Here is a 19,614-nt window from a genome sequence, read left to right as displayed (position 1 = left end):
GGCCAGAGGCGGCTCGGTCACGTAGTCGCCCCAGGTGATCCGCGCCTCGATCGAGGTGGTCTCGCGCGAGATGAGCACCGTGAGCCCGATCGACGATGGCTCGAACGAACGACGCGGCGGAGGCTCTGCGGAACCGGCATCCTCGCCGGCGCCCGGGCGGGGAGCGCCCTGCTCGAGGCCTTCGGTCTCGCGCTGCGTTTCAAGCGCCAGTTCCGCCTGCTGCTCCTCGGCCAGTTCCTCGCGCTTCTCGATGACCGTCTTGCGATGCGGCGCAAGGAAGCCGGTCAGATACCATGTCGACGGGCTCGTTCCCTCCAACACCTCATGGGCGAGATCCGGATCGAGATCGGGGTGCGGGCCGACCAGGTCGCGCCGAAGCATCTCGACCAACCGCTCGCGCACCTCGACAGGACTGGTCGGCTTCGGCAGGAGGCTGAGTCGGTCCTGCATCGAGGCAGCGGTGGCATTTGGCGGGTTCACGTTCGTCATCCTGTTTTCCCCTCCCGCAGCGACAGTTCGGCCAGTGTCTGTTCCAGCCACTTTTGCGTGTAGGCCGCCTTGAGATCGATTCTCGGCCGGAAGCCGACGTCGCGCAGCAGGCGCTCAAGCGACACCAGGCGATCCTTCAGGCCCAACCGGATGCCGATGCGCAGGCTTGCCTTATCCGGGCCGCACAGCACCCAGGCGTCCTTCCGCCTCACCGCATGCGCCCACAGTGCCTGCTCGCCGGCATCGAGGAAGCTGATCTGCGGATCTCGCGTCAGCGCCTCGGCGAATTCTGCATCCGTGACCGGATGGACAGTCTTGATCGTCGCGGTCAGCACCTGGCTGTCGATCTGTTCCTCCGGCCGGCGCCGCTGAAAACCGGTCTGCGTCTCGACAAAGCACACTCCCACTGTCTCCACCGCATAGCCTCCCGTCAGCGCCTTCCATGCGCTGACGCGCCAGCATTCGATGATGACGTTGGTATCGACCAGGATCGGACCGAAGTGACGCGCCATGTCGACATCACAGCTCGTAAGGCGCTTCCACGCCGTGCGCGGCGAAGAGCTCCCCAAAATCGTCGATCGCTAAGCCGAGGATCGAGGCTATCCGACGCATCGACGTCTTGCCCTCGTCGAGCGCGGTCGCGACGATCCGCACGAACGGCTTCGAAAACAGCGGCGGCGGCGTCTGTTTTCCCGGCTTGTTTCGGCCATTGTTTCTGAGGGTATCGTCCGAAATGGCCATGTTCTGCTCGCGGCTGAGGCGACCCATGCCGAAGAGACGCCAGCGCAGAGCTTGCGAGGTCACCAGCAACTCGTCCGCCACCTCATTGAGACGATCGGTCAACGCCGCCTCGGTGAGCTGCGCCCAGTCGCCGAACCGGTCCAGCACAGCCGACGGCATCAACAGCGCCGAGGCGAAATTGTCCGCCAGTTGCTCGACGCGGCTGCGCTTTACGGGCATGGCCTCCTCGATGTGCTCGGGCGGCATCTCCTTCCAGGTCATGATGTGGAAAAGCTCGTGCGCGAGATCGAAATGCCGCCGCCCGGCGACCTCGTTGCGGTTGATGAGCACGACGTCGAGCTCGGGCAATTGGCAGGCGGCGCCGGAGACGCCCTCAATCGGATCGACCATTAGCACCAGTATGCCAAGCTTCTCGGCCATGATCTCGGCGAGCCGGCGCGCCGGCACGTCGCCCAGGCCGAACTCCGCCGCGAAGCGCTCGCCGGCGGCGATCGCATCGTCATAGCTCGACTGCCTAGTCAGGCTGAGCGTCGGTCGGATCAGCGGCGGCTTGTGACCCACCTGGCGTCCGAGCGTGCGGAACGCAGCGATGAACCGGCCTGCGGCCTCTTCGTAGCCGCGCAGCTTGTCCCCGTCGACGCCTGTCTGGCGCCAGGAGAACTGTCCGTCGCCCGCCAGAAGGAACGGATCGGTGAAATAGTCCATCCGGACGCCCAAGATCTCGGCCGCGCGCAGTAGCTCATCTGCCGCCACCTTGCGTTCGCCGGTCTCGATGGCCGACAGCGTCTGCCGGTCCTTGAAGCCGAATGCGCGCGACAGCTCGTCCTGGGACAGCTTTCGCTGTTCGCGCAGTGCCTTGATGCGTGTGCCGATGGTCGTCGTCATGGGAACCTCTGGCTCCCATATAATCTTGCGGAATTCAGTTTGCAAGATTTTCTTGCAGATAACTAATTGCTGTCGCCAAAGCGCTCATATAGTTCGGCCAGCGAGGCCGGTCCGGCTTGATCGCGGTCTTTCAGCCATCTAACGATCTCCCTCATGGGGTAGCCCCATTGCAGGAAACTGTATCTGACGGAGCAGGTCGGCCTTGCCTCACCCGGCCTGAAACAGGCCTCGGCGTAGTTCAGGATGGTGGGAGCCGTCAGGCGCCACCTGTCTTGTGGAGCCTCCGACATGGGCGGGCAGCAAAGAAGCGCTCGGATACGGACGTCGCCTTCAACTAGCCCTTTCCGCGCCTGGTCGACAGGAAGCTCTTCATCGAAAAGGCTTCTCAACCTGCCGGCAACGTCGGCCACCTTGCTGGCCTCAAATGCTCCCGTCCAGTTGAGAATACCTGCCAGCGCGTCAGCATTCGATTTCATCGGCTTGTTGAAGCTGAGCTTGTCTGGGTCGCTCTTTACCTCGCAGATCAGCACGTCCGTCATTCCGGGGGCAGCGTCCAGAAACGGGTCGTCCTCGATCACACGCTCAGGCTGTGCGTGATGGGGAAGGCGAATCGCCAGACAATCCACTTCCGTCGTCGCCTGTCCGTGAATTGGGGAGTGGACGATGAGGCCGGAGGTAAAATAGCCGTTCAACCTCAGATAGAGTGCGACCAAGGCTTCGTCGATATCGGACTGCTTCATTCTGGCCTCATTGTTCAGCCGTGCTCCTAGTCGACTTCCAGCTCATCGTCCTCGTCCCGCGCGCGCTTCCTGCCCTTCTCGTGCAGGCCCTGGCGGACCTCTTCCGCATAGCGCTCGGCGTTGAGGGCGAGCAGGCGGGACAGCACGACGTCGCGTTGGGCGGCGGGCCAGAAATAGCGGCCCTGGTAGGTGTGGTCGTCCTCGGTGGCTTCGGTGAGGAACTCGGACCTGAGCGTATCGGCGAGATCGTCCCAGCCATAGGCGCGCAGCACTGCGCGATCCATCTCGTCGTGCAACTCGCGCAGGCGCTGGATAGCCGAGCCGGCCTCACTCTCCTTGTGGAAGCGGTTGTAGGTCTTGGTCATCCCTTCGTTGGCGACGATCATCACCTCGGCGCGGTGATCATGATAGGCTTGGCCGATGGCTTCGAGCGCCGCGTCGGTCTCGTAGTTCGGTGGGAAGGGGAAGGTCTCGAAGCAGTCGGAGGGAGCGTATCGTAACCTGTCCTCTAGGGTGGACGAGAAGAACCGCGACCAGATTTCGTGCACGCGGGACTGGAGGACGGCGAACGGTGAAAGAGTGGTCGTTGGAATGACGACAGCGCTCTCCGAAAACATGAAGCTGCTTGGATATAGCGCAAAGCTCAAGTGCTTCGTTACACGAGAGCAACAAAGCGCCCAGGCGGAAGTATTGAGCAGTTGATACAGTTTCGGGCGGTGAGCCTGGTATGCCCACCATCGCTTGCGGAGGGGGATGTTGTTCGGATTGCTTCCCAGCCTCATCCGCTCTGGTTTCACCTTCATCTCAACAATCTCGGCGAGAGGTCTCAGGCTGGCTAGCTGCCTCTCATCCTCCACATCGCTAAGGTAGATCGCATACCTATTGGCCACCGGACGCAACGAGTCGTTGATATCTTCTCCCCCAACATAGGGAATTACGCGCGCTCGCAGTTCGGGCGAATTGCTGAGCAACTCGGTCATGGTGCGCAGAGGCGTTGCTTTCTCATCGCCGTCGGCAAACAGGAAGCCTTGACCATAGATCTTGCTTCCTAATGAGAAATATGGGTTCGCGGATAGTCGGTTTGGGGACTGATCGCTATCGCCTTCAATCAGATATGCGGATATTCGCGATACTGCTCGTTCGTCTAGAATTGGTGCTACTGCGAAACCGCTTTTCGCTATGTGCACAACACTTACGACAACGGCCGCTTCACCGGGCCATTCATACCTTTTGATAGCTCTGATGATGGTGCCACCAACCTGCAGAATGGACGCAAGGCCGCCTTCGCGAGTGTCACCCTGGGAGACTGTATTCGTTGCGCATAGGCCCATTACTCCGCCCTCGCGAAGCAATGCGAAGGCTCGCCGGAAAAAGTAGGCGACAAGATCACAAAGGTGCACCGCACCGGCATAGTGCTCACCAAGCCAACGAAAGTAGCCCATGCCGAGTTTCGTCGAAATGACAGTGCCACCTAAGAAGGGCGGATTGCCAACGATCGCGTCGAACCCCGGATAGTCTCGCGCGAACACTTCCGGAAACTCGATCTGCCAATGGAACGGTCGCCAGCCTTGCTCCCTGCGGAAGCGTCTGGCGGCCCTTTCAATCCTGTCCCAGTCCGGTTGGAACCGCGCCGTGATCCAGCTCTCGACCTCGGCACGTGCCTGTTCCCGCGCCTTTGCCTTGTCGGCCGAAAAAAACGCGGCGATGACTGCGTCGCCGACCTGTCTGGCAGGTTCGATTTCCTCCTCGACGCGACGATGACGCGATTCTTGGATCGCGCGCGTCACGTCATCGGGCGCCGTGCGAATGGCCTCGCGGCCTTCGAGCGCCTTTCGCACCTCGTCATGGATTAACTGTCGATAGAGCGGCAGGCCAGGCTTGCTTTGATCCCAGTTCGCCGCCTCGATCTCCTTCTGCGTCAGGCCGACAAGGCTGTCCCCCGCCTTGATCGCGTGGTCGAGGAAGGTAAACTCATGTTCGCGCGCGAGTGTCGCCAGCCACAGCGACAGGCGTGCCAGGTCTACGGCCATCGGGTTGCGGTCGACACCATAGAGGCAGCGCTGCGCCACCAGTCGGCGGGCATGAATGACTTCGTCCTCATCCGGCGGGATTGCCGGCTTTTCGGCCTCGTGCATGTCCCATGCCTGTTCAAGCCGCGCGCCGAGCTGGCGGCAGGCCTCGACGAGGAAGGCGCCGGAGCCGCAGGCGGGATCGAGCACCTTCAGCGACATAACAGCCTCCGGTGAGGCATTCGCGCCGATGCGCTCGAAAGCGGGCTCCAATGCATGGCGCACGATCGGCTCCGTGAGCGAGCGCGGTGTATAGTGCGAGCCGGAGCGGCGACGCTCGTCGGTCGGTTGAAGATAAGGCACGCCTGGACCTATCGGGGTGGATCTTGGTGAGGCGCGCTCATCGACGGCGTTGCCAAAGGCGGCGATCAGCGCATCGACATCCTCAGCCTCCTTCACCGCGGCGGCCTGCTTAGCCGTCAGCTTGATCGACTGGTCCTTCAGCCATTTCTGCCGATCGGTCGGCTTCTGCGCCAGCAGCGTCTCCAGACCAATGAAGTTGGGCAGCTTCTTTTCGTCCTTGAGAGCGATCATACGTTCGCTAGCGCGCCTGGCGGTGAAGCCCATCACGGTCTCGTAGACCGAGCCGATCGATTCCACATCGAGCGAGCGATAGGAAAGCCGCTCGCGCACCTTCTGGCCGTCCAGCCCTTTCCCCTCCACGGTCATTAGCCCGTGCAGGATGCGCAGGATGGTGCCGTCCGAAATGGGCAGCACCTCGGCCGCTTCCTTAGCCGAACCCTTATGGCGTCCTTCGAGGAAGGTGAAGGCATGCGGGTCGAACAGCTTGCCGCCGCGACGCGCCACCCAGTCCGGATAGCCTTCATGGACTAGGCGGAATACGGCGAGTAGCTGCCCCCAGGCGCCGCGACGCTCGTCCATGGTGTCGGGGTTCAGCGCCTCGTCGTCGAGCAGGCGCGAATAGAGCGTCTTGATCGAATAGGCCTGTTCCCATAGCTCGCCAAGCCCGCCGCTCTTGCAAGTCGGGAGCAGGTCGCGGTCCTCGGCATAGAGAAGGAAGACCAGCCGCATCAGGCAGGTCAGCAGCCCCTCGTAGAGATGATGCGGATCGTCCGACGCCAGCGCCTCGATCCGGAAAGGATCGGCGCGATGGATGCCGCGGAGCAGTTCGTAGAGCGCCTCCAGCACCTGGCTCGACAGCTTCTCCGACACCTCGTTCTGCGCTTCGCGCGACAGCTTCAGAAGATGCCGTAGCCGCGTTTCCTTCGGGCCGGTCCAGAAGGCGTTGCGCCCGAGACAGAGCTTCAGACCCGCCAGCATGGGCCGGCCCTCGACGCGGCCGAGCGCTGCCAGCGGCCAGGTGATCCAGCCGGCCGTTTCGCCGCGTGGCGCATAAACCAGCCGCAGCGTGTTCCTGGCAATGAGGATGCCGGCGCCGACGCCGGTCTCGCGCAGCAGCCGTTCGAGGCGCTGATGCGGGCTCGCCTCCCACTCGTCGGCACCGAACTGGCCGCGAGCATCGGGATCGAGGTCCACGTGAACCAGCATCAGCAACTGGGCCGGCAGGTCGGGCTCGGCCTCGCCGTCACGCCAAAGCAGCGCCATATGCGGTTCAAGCAGCGTGCCGTGCTCCGGCAGGGTGCGCGACAGTCCAGATGGCATCGCAGGCCCGTCTGGGGCACCGGCGACGTATCGGGCTGGCCAGGCAAGCAGCGCATCGAACGCGCGCCACGGGTCGCGCAGCACGAATTTCCTGTCGTCCTCCCGCTCGGCCTTTGTCGGAAGGCCGAGGGCCTTCGCGGCAGCTTCCGTCTCGATCGGGCCTTGCCGCAGCGGCGTCAGTCCGCTGTTGCGCAGCACGTTAGCGCCGAGAACGAGACCCTCGGGTTGAAGATAGTTCAGCCACTGGCTGGTTTCGTCGATATCGCCCAGTGCCAATTGTCGCCTCAACTTGTCGCTGGCCAGAGATAGACCAGACCGATCGGCTCGAGCTGGCGCGCCGTCACGGCGTAGGTGTCGCGCACCTTTTGCGGCTCGCTGCCGAGGTCTTTCTGAAGGCGCACCAGCTTGTCGTCCCAGGAGCGGCGATCGGCTTCGAACTGCCGCAGTTCACGCTCCGCCTGCTGCTTCTGCTCCTCGCTCTGATAGAGATCGAAGGACAGCTGCGTCGGCGGTTCGGCAACGCGCATGCTTTCCCGCACACGCCTGATCTGCCGTTCGAGCAGGTCGCTGAGGCCCCTAGCCTCCCGCTCGCCGTTTTCCGCCAGATCCTTTTTCGCGGCGGCCTCGGCCACCGAAGCACGGCGTTCGAGGTGAGGCCTGAGATCGGCAATGTCGGCATCCACGGATTGCCTCAGGCGCTCGATGATGCCGTCGCCGGGCGAGCGCGAGCTGCGCAGCGCCTCCTCGAGTTGGGCGATCGTGGTTGCCTCGCCGGTGTCGCCGAAAGGCTCCAGCGGCGTATCCCGGCGCACGTCGCGCCAGGTGGCGGTCACCGGGATAATTTCTTCATGCAGTCGCCGCCCGTCGGGTCCAAACAGTGACAATCGGCCAATCAGCACGACGCGCGGCTGCGCGCCCGCGCCAACAATGGCCGTCACTCTGCCGATATTCGTGCGGAAGCCCTGAGATGCAAAGCGCGACACCAGCCGTTTGACCAGCCGATGTTCGAGGTGCAGTTGCACGATGTCCTGGGGTTCCGGCTGGCCATCGGCCAGGACCGGGGGATCGAAGACCATGCCCCGCATCGGGTTCTCGTGCCGCCATCGGGCGCGGTCGCGCTGGCGCGGCGGACGGCCGGGACGCAGTTCATCGAACAGCGCTGCCCAGGACGGATCCTTCGTAAAGGCAGGGGAATCCGGATCGAGTGTAACCGCCTCAGGAACGGCGAAATGGCCAGACTCCAGCCTGGCGCCATCATCGGCCAATGCGATCTCGACGATCCGCTTCACGTCCGAGCCTGCGACGCCGACGCGCTGGCGCGCATCCTCAAGACGCCGCTGCAGCCAATCCTGCTCCTCTTTCAGCCTACCGATTCGGCGATCGGCCGCGTCGTCGAGATCGCGCTGCGCCGCGCCAACGCCGTCGTCGTTCACATTGTCGATTTCGTCCGCCAGACGGGCCGCGTCGGCGCGAGCGATCCCGCCTTCGGCAAGCCGCGTTCCGATCTTGTTCCGCAGCACCTCGCCGGCCGTGCCAAGCTGCTTGCGGATAATCTCGGTCTTGCGGATGAGCGTGTCCAGCACGCGGTCCTCGATGCGCTGCCTGTAGAGGAAGTAGCGGCAGCTCACCGTGGGTGACGGCTGCAGCTTGCGGTCGATGCGGCCGTTGCGCTGTTCGAGCCGCGACGGGTTCCACGGCAGGTCGATATGGATGAGATCGCGGCAGCGCGTCTGCAGGTTGAGGCCCTCGCGCGCGGCGTCGGTGCAGACCAGGACGCGGATCGGGGCTGAATCGAACGGTGCGTTGAAATCTTGCTTGATCCGGTCGCGTTCATCGAGGCTGGTTCGGCCGGTGAAACTGACGATGCGGTCGGTCAGGTCGACACGCCCATTCGTGCGCCGGAGCAGCCCTTCCGCAAGCCGCTCGACGACCCAGCGCCGCGTGTCGTCCCACTCGGTGAACAGGATCAGCCGGCGATCCTCCCAGCCGTGCTTTCCGTCCAGCATCTCCTCCTCGATCCAGTCGAGGAGCTTTTCGATCCGCTGGTCCGGTCCGTCCCGATGTGCCGCAGTGATCTTCAGCATCGCCTCGACATGGGCGATGGCGGCGTTCATATCGCCCAGTTCGCCGCGCGCATCGGCGGTCGCTTCCTCGATCAGGTCGTCGCTCTCGATCACGTCCTCGGCGACGTCCCCGGTGGCCGAAAGACTCTCCTGCCGCCGTTGCAACGTTCGCAGATGTGTCCGCAAGGTCCGGTCGAAGGCGGCTATCGAGGAGAACAGGCGCTGCTGCAGATTGGCGAACATGAAGCGGGCGCGGCTGCCGCCCATGTTGCCCGACCGGTAGTCGTCGAGCATGGCCGCGAGCCGCAGTTCGGGGGCATCGGTCGGCAGGCCATCGATGACGATCGGATCGACCAGGCGTTCCGGAAACTTGTGCCCCAGCCGGCGCAGATCCTCCTTCAGTCGCCTTACCATGACCGGCTCGAGATCCTTCTCTTGATCTTTCTCGCCAACCTTGATGCCGCGGGTGAAGCGCTGCGGGTCAAGAATTTCGAGAAGCGTGGAGAAGGAGTTGGGATGGCCGTTGTGCGGGGTGGCGGACAGGAACAACCGGTGTTCGAACGGCGCCGCGATCTCCCGCACCGCGCGCGTCAGCTGGGACTCCGTGGCCCAGGCGATCCCACCGGACGGCGCCGCGTGGTGAGCCTCGTCCAGGATGAGCATCGAGCGCGCCTGGTAGGAGCCGAGCATGTCGCGCAGGCCGCTCATATAGGTTTCGTCGGCCAGCACGCTGTGCGAGACGATGAATCGCGAGCCGATGCTCCAGGGGTTCGCGGAGAAGCCTCGGCGGCGCCGGCTCTCGAGCAGGTATTCGCGGTCGACGATCGTGAAGTCGAGGCCGAACTTCTGCGAAAGCTCGTCCTGCCATTGCGACTGCATCGACGCCGGAGCGGCAACGACCACGAAGCTCAGCCGCCGGCGCAGCATCAGTTCGCGCACGATGAGGCCGGCCTCGATCGTCTTGCCCAGGCCGACGTCGTCGGCGATCAGAAGGTTGACGCGCGGGAGCTCCAGCGCCTTCGCCAGCGGAAGCAACTGGTATTGCTCGAGCCTGATGCCGGAGCGGAACGGGGCCTGAAACAGCCTGCGGTCAGCGGATGTTGCGGTTCGCCATTCGGTAGCCCGCAGATGGGCACCGAGCCGACGCGGGCTCTCGAACGTGCTTCTTAGCAGGTTCGACCAGTCCGAAGTGTCTATCGGCTCGAGATCGAGCTCAGCCCGCACCGCGATTCGCAGGACATCGCCTTGCGAGTCGTCCTCCACCGAGACGAGGTCCAACGTCGGCACCGGTCCGTCAGCGGCCAGATCTTCGACGATCCAGGTCGTCGATCGGGCACGAACGAAATCGCCAGGCCGGAATGTCGTTTTTTCGGTCAAAAGGAATCCCCCTGCGCCATGATGAAGCGCTTCGTTGAACAACGTCAACTCGGATGTTTCCTACGATCGTTTGGTCGCGCCTGGTAATAGCGAACCGGCACGTCGACGTCGATCTGCTGACCATGCTATGGGCGCTGTCCCGTGTCCTCTTTGACTACTGACATAGCAGCGCGCATGATCTTGCATACCATCACGCTAACGGCCGTCAAATCACCTGCGGCCTTCAGCCTTACCTACGCAGAGCAGCCGGTAGAGAAGAAGCAGAAGCGCTTTCGGGACCGGGTTTGCCTTGAACCGCAGGTCGACCTGAAGGCCTACACATGCCGGGCGGTCGTCGACTGGGTCGATATCCGGTTCCGGACTGTAAGCCACACCCAGTGGCGATGGATCAAGCGTTACATCGACAAAGCTATCGGGGAGAGGGTCTACGTCGAGAAGAAGCAGCTCGATGACGACGGCAAATATCGGGACTTCCGGGTGCGTATCCAGGAGCCGGTCACCAAGGATCTGCTGCTCGTCGAAGAGGCAGTCAGGGCGAAATGGGACCTGGTGGGGCCAGCCGCCATCGTCGGCCTCGAAGTCAGCGTCGATTTCACGCCGCGCGAGCCTTCCGATGAGGCACTCGCGTTGATGTTCGGTGTCCTGGTGCGCGGCCACTTGCCAAGCCGGGATGTCATTAACGAGCCTCCCGACCGACCGAGGTTCGCCTGGGACAAGGGTAAGAACACTACCGCCTATGTGCTCGGTCATGATCCGCGACAGCCCGACCGCAGCGACGCCTTCCTGCTTAACCCCGCGAAAGATCGACCGGCGACAATAGACTCTACCTACTACGCCGGCGCTGAGGGATCGCGATGCGCGTGGCGAACGATGATCAAGCTGCTGGACAGGCAGAACATTGCCACCGGCACCAGAGAGGTCCTGCCGGAAGAGGAACGGAGAGTGCGGATCGAAATCACCGTCGACAAGGGTGAGCTCGACGAGATGGGCATCCGGACGATCGAGGATCTTGCAAGCTTCAAGTTCCAACGCTTTCAAGGTCGATACTTCAAGTTCGTGCTCCCGACCTTTCCGGATCTTGCCTGTCAGCCGGAAGAGAAGAGGACACTGCCCTTGGAGCAGCTACGGGAGGCGCGGCTGCAACGATTCCTGAACGCGGGTGTCGTCGGCTTGGAAGCGTGGGACGAGGCCTGGCGAAGGAAGAAGAAGCAGACCCGGAAGAAAACCCTCAAGAGTGACCTACCTTTGGCGCTGACATCCGTCATGGCCGGAAGCTCCAGCTCGTTGAGGGATTACAATGAGCTCACAAGAAGGGTGATACAGGCCCTCCGTCATATCGATGGCCGGATGCGGCTGAAAGGGCCGTCCCCGAGTTCGGGCGCCAGCGATTTTTGAGGGCCTGAAGGTCTTCTCTGTCTTTCGATACGTGTTGTAGTGGTGAAGAAGACGATGCATGCGTGTAGTGAAGCAAGTTATTAGAGCCGAAATGCGCGCCACGACGCCGGTATCAACGCCCTCAAGCTGTTTAGCACTGCACACGACGACCGGTAGACGCACATTTCCGTGGAGAAAACCTGAAATGTGGGATGTGCGACGGCCGGTGGCGATAGGGTCGGCCGAGGACATCCGCATCGCACGGCGACTATCGCCGAATGGAGCCACACGACCGGCGTCACGGCATGATCCCTGCGCGCCGGCGAAGAAATCCAGGACGCTGGTCATCAGGCCGATGATCGCGCGAAGCGACAGCGAAGCGACTGTTCGCTTCGGATACTCGCCTTTGTCACAGGGGAGCTCCAGGGCTGGCGCCGACGCTGTCGATGCATCGATGACGCATCGAGCACACGGAACCAGCCGGTGACGCGCCCTCGCGAGAATGCATCCCGTCCTTCATCCGCATTGAGAACACTCGACAGGGTTTAGTAAAATCAATGAATGAAGCTCGCCCGCTCGTCGCCTACAGTTTCGCGTATGTAAGGCGGCAATTCCACTCGTTAGACGAGCTCAACGCCAACGGCGCGCTCAGGCGTCAGCGTGCAGCCCAGTTAGTCTTCGAGAAAGTCAGTGGAGGGTGGATCCTGCAGACGATTGCCGACTGGAGCACCTATCGCGCCTTGTTCACATCGAGGGAGAAGTTCCGGCACGCGCTCGAAGTAGCGCGCAGTTCCGGTGCTGGCCTTCTCTTGGCCGACATCCGGGAACTGTTGGCATGCACGAAACGGGACCGGATCAGTGAGTGCGCCAGCGCCCTGGACGCTCTCGATGTCGAAGTCTGGGATGCCTCATTGCGTCGCACCTGGCAGTCGATGACGGAGGGCGAGCGGCGCTCTCTCGTCATAAACGCCACGCAGACGAACAACTCGCGGTCTGAAGCGGTGAAGGTCGGAATTCGGCTGTCCCCAACGGAGAAGGCGCCACTTCCGACCGGCAACTACAAGCACGGCAACAGCGCCAATCGCCTTGCAGCTGATCAGCGCGCTCGCCGGCTCCGCGATTTCGTTGTGGAAGAGATGGCGAGGCTGCCAACAGGTGAGAAATTGTCGCCGTCGGTCTTGGCAGCGGCACTGAACGCGGCTGGGATACGTTCTGCTCGGGGCGGGCACTGGAGCCACAATACAGCAAAGGACCTCATCGCCCGCATCGGCACTTTGCTAGCGAACCCGATGTCACCGTGATTGTGCACCGGCTGTCGGCGAGGCAATGATCGTAGTTCTGGTTGCAACCACCATGACGGAGATATTCTGCCAAGGGAGGATAGGGGAAGGGCGTTGAAGCCAGAGAAAACAGCGGCGCGCTCGCATGCCTCCTTTACCGTGGTCGCGGTTGTCAAAGATACTCTTGGCGGTTCAATGAGAGCTGATCTTCACCAAGACCGAACACGCGGCTCCAGGCCGTCGTTTCGCAGGCTGCTTCCTGCCGGAGGCACGCTCAAAACATTGTGGCTGGAAATATATTCGCTGATGCGGGGCAAGGTGTCCCGTCGATGACGGGTCCATGTTTCGGCAACCGGCGGCGTCGATCCAGGTGATGCTTCCTGACTTTCGAGTTTCTTCTGCCGGCCAGGGTGTTCCCGGCTCGTCTATGCAGGTCCAGCGCGCGCCCTTCATATTGTCGCCGAGACAAAAAAGCCGATTTCGGGCTCAGAGCGTCAACTTAATGTAAACTTACGTCAACCTGGACACTGAAATCATTGGCTTTTTGTTGTCGGAGAAGTTGACAGCGCAACGCTCCAAGTTGGCATTCTGGGCGAATTTGCCTCTGAAAAGTTGACTGTTCTGCCTAGAATGCCAACAAAATTGGTTGCAGTGTCAACTTTCTGCAACCAACTTTAGGTTGCATGTCCCCGGCAGAGGAGGATTGGAACCCGGGATATCGGTGGTGCCCCAACGCATCCCCATCGCATCTCGATACCTCACCTAGGACTTCGATGTTCCCATGGGGATCCACCGCACTGTTCCTCTTCAGCGGATGCTGGCCATTCCCCGAATTTCTCCAGACCAGGTTTTCGAATTGGATTAACAGGACAAACCTATCCAATCTCGAGTTTGATCATGTTGACGCAGCGTAAAGCGCAGTCCGTTTTCTATTTCGCTATAGGTTACATATCACCGCAAGCGCCTCGGTCGGCGCTTCCCTTTCTCTCTCAGACCAACGTGCACCATAAAGCTCCGCTCCAACTAAACGCTATGCAGATCGTCGCCTCCCTCATCCACGCCCTCCCTGCATCTGAACGCAGGTGTTTCGACCGCAAGGAAGCGGCGTCATATCTGGGCGTGAGTCCTGCACATCTCGACAAGCTTGTGAGGAATGGCTTGGCGCCCCAGCCAATCGGGTTCCTGGGCCGCAAAGTCTGGGACAAGGCGGTGCTCGACCGTCTGCTTGATACCCACTCCGGGATTACCGGCTCTAACGGGGATTCCGACGATCTCGACCGTGAGCTTGCTGAGTTCGAGGCGAAGCATGGTCGCGCTTGAACTGAAAGGTCTCCACCGGGTCAGATCCAAGGGGAGGGTCTACTGGTATGCCTGGCGTGGCGGTCCGCGGGTGCTCGGCGAACCCGGAACCCCTGAATTCGTCGCTTCATACAACGAAGCGATCGCCAGCGTTACGACACCCGACAACAGTCGCTTCCGGTCCCTGGTAGCGCTCTACAAAGCCAGCCCTGACTATCAGAAGCTTGCCCACTCGACGCGGCGCAACTGGGGGCCCTGGCTCGACCGCATCGCCGACCATTTCGGCGAGCTGCGGATCGCGCAGTTCGATCGGCCTGAGAGGATCAGGCCGATCATCCGGCAGTGGCGGGCCAAATATGCCGAGAAGCCGCGGACGGCGGACTATGGCATGCAGGTATTGTCCCGCATGCTCTCCTACGCTGTCGATCCGCTCGGCAAGATCGCTTCCAACCCGTGCGAGGGGATCAAGCAGATCTACAACCATTCGGATAATGATCGCTCCGAGATCATCTGGATGGATGACGATATCGCGCATCTGAAGAAGACCTGCTCGGCCGAGATTGCGCACGCCGTCGACCTAGCTGCCCATACCGGCTTGCGCGCCGGGGATCTCTTGCGACTGTCCTGGTCCCACGTCGGCGAGGATGCGATCGTCATTCCCACCGGCAAGAGCGGCCGCCGCCGCGAGGCGATCATCCCACTTTACCAGGCATTGCGCGATGTCCTGGCGCGCATACCAAAGCGCTCGCCTGTCATCCTGACGCACAGCAAGAAGGGACCCTGGGCGCCCGGTAGCCTCACCAAGGCGTTCGACATGGCCAAGCAGGAGGCCTGGCCGAAAGGCGACAATCTGCACTTCCACGATCTTCGCGGCACTGCCGCGACAAAGTTCTACCTTGCCGGTCTCACAGCGCGCGAGATCGCCGAGATCATGGCCTGGGAGGAGAACACCGTCGAGCGGATCATCCGCCGCTACATTGGCCGCGGTGCCGCGATCAAGGAGAAGATCCGTAGGCTCAACGAGGCCAGATCGAGAACATAGGCTGTAAAACTACCTGTAAAACCGCCCACTTGGATCGCGGGCGGCTCCAGGCTCAAACCCTTAGAGGGCAAGCTGGAGCGGGTAGCGGGAATCGAACCCGCGCGTTCAGCTTGGGAAGCTGACAGGCTACCATTACATCATACCCGCGCAGCAGCCTCGTTACCATGATGGCGCCGCCTCAGGCAATCGGCAAAGCGGAGCAGGCGGCTCCATTGCTTGATGCCTTTCGGCGGAATGCGTATCTCTGATATCGTGCCGCCGAATCGGGCGGCTCGAACCGGAGAATGGCCTTGTCCGCACTGACGCGCTTTCTTGGCGACACGCCGCTCAGGGTGTTCCTGAAGCTGCTCGTGGTCTCCTTCCTCGTCGGCCTCGTCATGCATGCCTTCGGCTGGTCGCCGATGGACGTCCTCTATGGCATCCGCCAGTTCTTCGTCGATTTGTGGAATCTCGGCTTCCACGCCATCGACCGCTTCCTGGGCTATATCCTGCTCGGCGCGGCGATCGTCGTGCCGGTGTTCATCCTGCTTCGGATCGCCAGCTACAGGAAGTAGTAGGCAGTAGGGGCTGTCTTCCCTATTGCCCACTGCCTATCCCTGCAGCCTAGTTTCAGTAGACCGCGGCGTGTCGGGCGGCCACCTCGAACAGGATGGCATGGCGCGCGGCCAGCGCCGGTACGTCGGTCGAGTAGCCGCCGCCGATGACGCCGCACAGCGGCACGCCCTGCTTGCGGAAATGGCCGATGACCATGTCTTCGCGGGCGCCGAGGCCGTCGTCGGTCAGCGCCAGCCGGCCGAGCCTGTCTTCGGCATGCACATCCACGCCCGCATTGTAGAAGACGATGTCCCAGCGCCTTTGCCCGGAGAGTTCCGGCAGGACAGTGGCGAGCCGCTCGAGATAGGCGTCGTCGCCGGTGCCGTCCGGCAAGGCGATGTCGAGGTCCGAAGCGATCTTGCGCACCGGGTAGTTGCGTTCGCCATGCATGGAAAAGGTGAAGGCGCGCGGCTCGTCCTTCAAGATGTCCGCCGTGCCGTCGCCCTGATGCACGTCGAGGTCGACGACCAACACGTTTTCGACGGCGCCTTCGGCAAGCAGCGCCAGCGAGGCGACGGCGACATCGTTGAAGGTGCAGAAGCCGGCGCCTTGCGCGCGCCTGGCATGATGGCTGCCGCCGGCGGTGTTGCAGGCGATGCCGTGTTCAAGCGCCAGCCTGGCGGCAAGCACTGTGCCGGCGGTGGCGAGCTGCGCCCTGAGCGACACGCGCGGGCCGACCGGAAAGCCGATCTCGCGCTCTATCTTCTCCGGCACCTGGCAGGCGACCACCTGATCGACATAGTCGGCCGCATGCGCAAGCTTCAGCCGTGCAGCCGGTGCCGGCTCAGGCAGCGAAAGCGCGCCGGGTACGGCCAGCCCTCGTATACGCAAGGCCTCCATCAAAAGCGGATATTTGCTCATCGGAAAGCGGTGGTTGACGGCGAAGCCGGCGTCATAGTCGGGGTGATGGACGATCTGTAGCGACATGGATCGGGGGGCTGCGCCAGGTTTGGAATTCGGTTGGCAGTCCGGCGGATGTGGTTGCGTGACGCCGGCAAACTGGGGCACATCAGGTCCTCGATCAAGCCGCAATCAGCCAGGCAGCAATCCCTTTGGATACGACTCAAGCCAACGCCAGGTCTTTCGTCGTCACCAACCGCTCGGTGCTGGCGATCGCCGTGCCGATGACGCTTGCCTATCTGACGACGCCGCTGCTCGGCATCGTCGACACCGCGGTGGTCGGCCAATTCGGTGACGCGGCCCTGCTCGGCGGCCTGGCTGCGGGATCGCTGGTCTTCGACGTCGTCTTCACCACCTTCAACTTCCTGCGCTCGGGCACCACCGGCCTCGTCGCCCAGGCCTTCGGGCGCGGCGATCCGTTGGAGGAGCAGGCGGTGCTGTGGCGCGCCGTGCTGATCGCGGTCGTCGCGGGCGTCGTGCTTGCCGCCCTTTCGCCGCTCTTTGCCGTTGCCGGCCAATGGTTCATGGGCGCCGAGCCGCGCGTCAGCGCGGCGATGTCGGTCTATATCCGCATCAGGCTGCTGGCGGCGCCCTTCTCGCTGATCAACTACGCCATACTGGGCTACGTGCTGGGGCGCGGCGAAGGCGGGCTCGGCCTGATGCTGCAGGCCGTGCTCAACGGCATCAACATCCTGCTCTGCTTCCTGCTCGGCCTCGAGCTCGGCTGGGGCGTTGCCGGCGTCGCCTGGGCGACTGTCACCGGCGAGTTCCTGGCCATGCTGCTTGGCTTGGCAATCGTGCTCAACCGTTTCCGCAAGCTGGAGCGGCCCTCGCGCCGGCGCATCCTCGATTTGCCGGCCTACCGGCGCATGCTGTCGCTCAACCGCGACATCATGATCCGCTCCTTCTCGCTGCTTGCCGCTTTCGCGCTGTTCACCAGGCAGGGCGCGCAGTTCGGCACGGTGACGCTTGCCGCCAACGCCGTGCTGATGAATTTCTTCCTGATCGCCGGCTATTTCCTCGACGGCTTCGCCACCGCCGCCGAGCAGCTGGCCGGCCGCGCCATCGGCGCGCATGCGCCTGCCCCGTTCCGGCAGGCGGTGCGGCTGACGCTGATCTGGGGTTTTGGCCTTGCCGGTATCGCCACGCTCATCCTGCTGACCGCCGGCGCCGGTCTGGTGGCGCTGGTGACGACGTCGCCGGAGGTCCGCGCGGTCGCCGACATTTATCTGCCCTGGGCCGCCTTCACGGCGCTGAGCGGCGTGCTCGCCTTCCAGATGGACGGCGTCTTCATCGGCGCCACCTGGTCGCGTGACATGCGCAACATGATGCTGTTGTCCTTCCTCGCCTTCAGCGCCGCGCTCGTCGGGCTTGCGCCGGCCTTCGGCAACAACGGCCTGTGGGCGTCGCTGCATGTCTTCCTGCTTGTGCGGGGGGTGAGTTTGCTTGCGGTGCTAAGGCTCAGGGTACGCACGGCATTTTAGCGCTGGACGCGTCCGAGGCGTCTCTCAGCTCCAGAGATCGGTCGAGAGGTACTTCAGCCCGGAGTCGCAAATCACGACGGCGATCGTCTTGCCCGATTGGTCGCCCTTCAGGAGACGCAGCGCGGCGGCCACATTCGCCCCGGAGGAGAAGCCGCCGAAGATACCTTCGCTGCGCGCGAGCAGGCGCGTGGTCTCGCGTGCCTCGTCGCCGGAAACCTGAAGATAGCCATCCACGGGCGCGTTGGCCAGGAACGCCAGGTCCGGCATCGCATAGCCGCCGCCTTGAATAGGGTGTTCGGATTGGGTGACCGTCTCGCCCGCGGCAGCCGCGGCGCCCTCAGGCTCGACAATGAAGCACTTGATCAAGGGATTGCGTTCCTTGAGCGCCTTCGCCACTCCGGCATAGGTGCCGCCGGAGCCGATGAAGTCGACGAATGCGTCGATGGCGCCATGGCTGGCGTCCCAGATTTCCGGCCCGGTCCCGTGATAATGCGCAAGCCAGTTCCCGTCGCGATGGAACTGGTCGGCGCGATAGGCGCCGCGTTCCGCCGTCACCGCTCTGGCGGCCTGCTCGACGAGCGCCAGATCGCCGCCCGAGACCTGCCCCGGCACCGACCCCGGCAACTGGTCCACGAGGATCACTTCCGCGCCGAGCGCCGCCATCATGCGGGCGCGCTCTTCGGAGTTGCCCTTCGACATCACCGCGACGAAGGGGTAGCCCCTGACGGCACAGATGATGGCGAGCCCCGTTCCCATATTTCCCGAGGTAAGCTCGACCACCGTTTGCCCCGGCTTGATGGCGCCGGACCTTTCGGCCTCCTCGATTATACCAAGCGCCGCACGGTCCTTCTTGGAAAAGCCCGGATTGAGATATTCCAGCTTTGCGAGGATTGCGCCGTCGACGCCGGCCTGCGCCGTCAGCCTGTCGAGCCGGACCAACGGCGTTCCGCCGATCGAGTCCACGACGGAGCTCAAAACCTCGGCCATCGTGTGTCCTCCTGCCGCTATGGGCACTCGTCAGAGTTGTTCGGACCAGCTTGCGCAGCTGGTGTCGCGTAGCTCTGAGATGGATTTGAGGCGCTCCGTCTCCACGAAGCGCGCCATGCCGGCGACGATGCGCCCGGGCAGCGTCGGTCCGGCATAGATCATGCCGGTGTAAAGCTGGACGAGGTCGGCGCCGGCGCGGATCTTTTCCAATGCGGCCTCGGTGGAGTCGACGCCGCCGACGCCGATGATCGCTATCCGCGGGCCGAGCAGCTTCCGCATGCGGGCGAGCACCGCGGTGGAACGCTCGAACAGCGGCTTGCCCGAAAGGCCGCCGGTTTCATTGGCCAGCCCTGAGCTCCGCAATCCGGTCCGCGCCAGCGTCGTGTTGGAGACGATGATGCCGTCGATCTTCTTCTCGGCGACCTCGGCGGCGATGTCTTCCAGCTCCGCTTCGACCAGGTCCGGCGCGATCTTGAGGAAGACAGGCGGCTGGGCAGAGGCTGCGGCACGCGCGGCCATCACTCGCGACAGCAATTCGCCGAGCTGCTCGCGCGCCTGCATGTTGCGCAGGCCGGGCGTGTTGGGCGAGGAAATGTTGACGGTCAGATAGCTCGCATAGGGCGCGAAGCGGGCGACGCCGCGCTCATAGTCGCCGATGCGGTCGGCG

The 19,614-nt window shown here is 63.0% G+C and carries 14 protein-coding genes, 1 tRNA gene and 1 pseudogene; 6 read left to right on the top strand and 10 right to left on the bottom strand.

Translation table 11 applies throughout. The features are described from left to right. From EOD07_RS02250 to drmD, 6 genes and pseudogenes are all read right to left on the bottom strand, one after another. A pseudogene (locus EOD07_RS02250) lies at positions 1-489 on the bottom strand (hypothetical protein); the annotation flags it as partial. Beyond that, positions 486-1,001, bottom strand: a complete 516-nt coding sequence (locus EOD07_RS02245) for a hypothetical protein (protein ID WP_127233780.1) — start codon at positions 999-1,001, stop codon at positions 486-488. The gene EOD07_RS02245 and the pseudogene EOD07_RS02250, both read right to left, overlap by 4 nt. A 7-nt stretch (positions 1,002-1,008) precedes the next feature. Beyond that, a complete protein-coding gene (locus EOD07_RS02240) occupies positions 1,009-2,115 on the bottom strand; it encodes an XRE family transcriptional regulator (RefSeq protein ID WP_127233779.1) in 1,107 nt (368 codons plus the stop codon). Between the two features lie 62 nt (positions 2,116-2,177). Further along, on the bottom strand, positions 2,178-2,855 hold the full coding sequence (locus EOD07_RS02235; RefSeq protein ID WP_127233778.1) for a hypothetical protein: 678 nt from the start codon (positions 2,853-2,855) through the stop codon (positions 2,178-2,180). A gap of 26 nt (positions 2,856-2,881) precedes the next feature. Further along, positions 2,882-6,823, bottom strand: coding sequence for a DNA methyltransferase (locus EOD07_RS02230; RefSeq protein WP_127233777.1), 3,942 nt, complete (start codon positions 6,821-6,823; stop codon positions 2,882-2,884). Positions 6,824-6,831: 8 nt separating this feature from the next. Then, complete coding sequence (gene drmD / locus EOD07_RS02225) at positions 6,832-9,987, bottom strand: DISARM system SNF2-like helicase DrmD (RefSeq protein ID WP_127233776.1); 3,156 nt, start codon at positions 9,985-9,987, stop codon at positions 6,832-6,834. A gap of 174 nt (positions 9,988-10,161) precedes the next feature. On the opposite strand from drmD, the gene EOD07_RS02220 reads away from it, so the two are divergent. From EOD07_RS02220 to EOD07_RS02205, 4 genes are all read left to right on the top strand, one after another. Next, complete coding sequence (locus tag EOD07_RS02220) at positions 10,162-11,382, top strand: hypothetical protein (RefSeq protein ID WP_127233775.1); 1,221 nt, start codon at positions 10,162-10,164, stop codon at positions 11,380-11,382. 536 nt (positions 11,383-11,918) lie between these two features. Beyond that, positions 11,919-12,662, top strand: coding sequence for a hypothetical protein (locus EOD07_RS02215; RefSeq protein ID WP_127233774.1), 744 nt, complete (start codon positions 11,919-11,921; stop codon positions 12,660-12,662). Positions 12,663-13,673: 1,011 nt separating this feature from the next. Then, entirely contained in the window at positions 13,674-13,961 is a 288-nt protein-coding gene (locus EOD07_RS02210) for a helix-turn-helix domain-containing protein (RefSeq protein WP_127233773.1), read from the top strand. Then, complete coding sequence (locus EOD07_RS02205; RefSeq protein ID WP_127233772.1) at positions 13,948-14,982, top strand: site-specific integrase; 1,035 nt, start codon at positions 13,948-13,950, stop codon at positions 14,980-14,982. Before EOD07_RS02210 ends, EOD07_RS02205 begins: the two co-directional genes overlap by 14 nt. Positions 14,983-15,055: 73 nt before the next feature. Here EOD07_RS02205 and EOD07_RS02200 read toward each other — a convergent pair. After that, a tRNA-Gly gene (locus tag EOD07_RS02200) sits at positions 15,056-15,129 on the bottom strand. Between the two features lie 137 nt (positions 15,130-15,266). Here EOD07_RS02200 and EOD07_RS02195 point away from each other — a divergent pair. Continuing rightward, positions 15,267-15,536 carry a DUF6460 domain-containing protein gene (locus EOD07_RS02195; protein ID WP_198540262.1) on the top strand — a complete coding sequence of 90 codons (270 nt, stop codon included), beginning with the start codon at positions 15,267-15,269 and terminating at the stop codon, positions 15,534-15,536. A 55-nt stretch (positions 15,537-15,591) separates the two neighbouring features. Here EOD07_RS02195 and EOD07_RS02190 read toward each other — a convergent pair whose 3' ends face one another. Continuing rightward, positions 15,592-16,503, bottom strand: coding sequence for a histone deacetylase (locus EOD07_RS02190; RefSeq protein WP_127233771.1), 912 nt, complete (start codon positions 16,501-16,503; stop codon positions 15,592-15,594). A 197-nt stretch (positions 16,504-16,700) separates the two neighbouring features. Between EOD07_RS02190 and EOD07_RS02185 the strand changes: the two genes are divergently transcribed. Beyond that, on the top strand, positions 16,701-17,960 hold the full coding sequence (locus EOD07_RS02185; protein ID WP_127233781.1) for an MATE family efflux transporter: 1,260 nt from the start codon (positions 16,701-16,703) through the stop codon (positions 17,958-17,960). A 24-nt stretch (positions 17,961-17,984) separates the two neighbouring features. Here EOD07_RS02185 and EOD07_RS02180 read toward each other — a convergent pair whose 3' ends face one another. Together EOD07_RS02180 and pyrD are read right to left on the bottom strand one after the other, a co-directional pair. Further along, a complete protein-coding gene (locus EOD07_RS02180; protein WP_127233770.1) occupies positions 17,985-18,947 on the bottom strand; it encodes a cysteine synthase family protein in 963 nt (320 codons plus the stop codon). A 30-nt stretch (positions 18,948-18,977) separates the two neighbouring features. Further along, a partial coding sequence (pyrD, locus tag EOD07_RS02175) for a dihydroorotate dehydrogenase (quinone) (RefSeq protein ID WP_127233769.1) occupies positions 18,978-19,614 on the bottom strand: 637 nt, incomplete at its 5' end.

This window comes from Mesorhizobium sp. M2C.T.Ca.TU.002.02.1.1 (genome assembly GCF_003997225.1).
Note: the sequence above shows the minus strand (reverse complement) of the source record. Positions and strands in the feature narration are given on the sequence as shown.

What these genes read in the sequence shown, in the direction of transcription:
- EOD07_RS02220 (WP_127233775.1), top strand. Translation starts at nt 10,162, where the DNA reads ATGATCTTGCATACCATCACGCTAACGGCCGTCAAATCACCTGCGGCC.
- EOD07_RS02185 (WP_127233781.1), top strand. Translation starts at nt 16,701, where the DNA reads ATGACGCTTGCCTATCTGACGACGCCGCTGCTCGGCATCGTCGACACC.
- EOD07_RS02245 (WP_127233780.1), bottom strand. Translation starts at nt 1,001, where the DNA reads ATGGCGCGTCACTTCGGTCCGATCCTGGTCGATACCAACGTCATCATC.
- EOD07_RS02215 (WP_127233774.1), top strand. Translation starts at nt 11,919, where the DNA reads ATGAATGAAGCTCGCCCGCTCGTCGCCTACAGTTTCGCGTATGTAAGG.
- EOD07_RS02235 (WP_127233778.1), bottom strand. Translation starts at nt 2,855, where the DNA reads ATGAAGCAGTCCGATATCGACGAAGCCTTGGTCGCACTCTATCTGAGG.
- EOD07_RS02240 (WP_127233779.1), bottom strand. Translation starts at nt 2,115, where the DNA reads ATGACGACGACCATCGGCACACGCATCAAGGCACTGCGCGAACAGCGA.
- EOD07_RS02195 (WP_198540262.1), top strand. Translation starts at nt 15,267, where the DNA reads ATGGCCTTGTCCGCACTGACGCGCTTTCTTGGCGACACGCCGCTCAGG.
- EOD07_RS02180 (WP_127233770.1), bottom strand. Translation starts at nt 18,947, where the DNA reads ATGGCCGAGGTTTTGAGCTCCGTCGTGGACTCGATCGGCGGAACGCCG.
- EOD07_RS02210 (WP_127233773.1), top strand. Translation starts at nt 13,674, where the DNA reads ATGCAGATCGTCGCCTCCCTCATCCACGCCCTCCCTGCATCTGAACGC.
- EOD07_RS02190 (WP_127233771.1), bottom strand. Translation starts at nt 16,503, where the DNA reads ATGTCGCTACAGATCGTCCATCACCCCGACTATGACGCCGGCTTCGCC.
- EOD07_RS02205 (WP_127233772.1), top strand. Translation starts at nt 13,948, where the DNA reads ATGGTCGCGCTTGAACTGAAAGGTCTCCACCGGGTCAGATCCAAGGGG.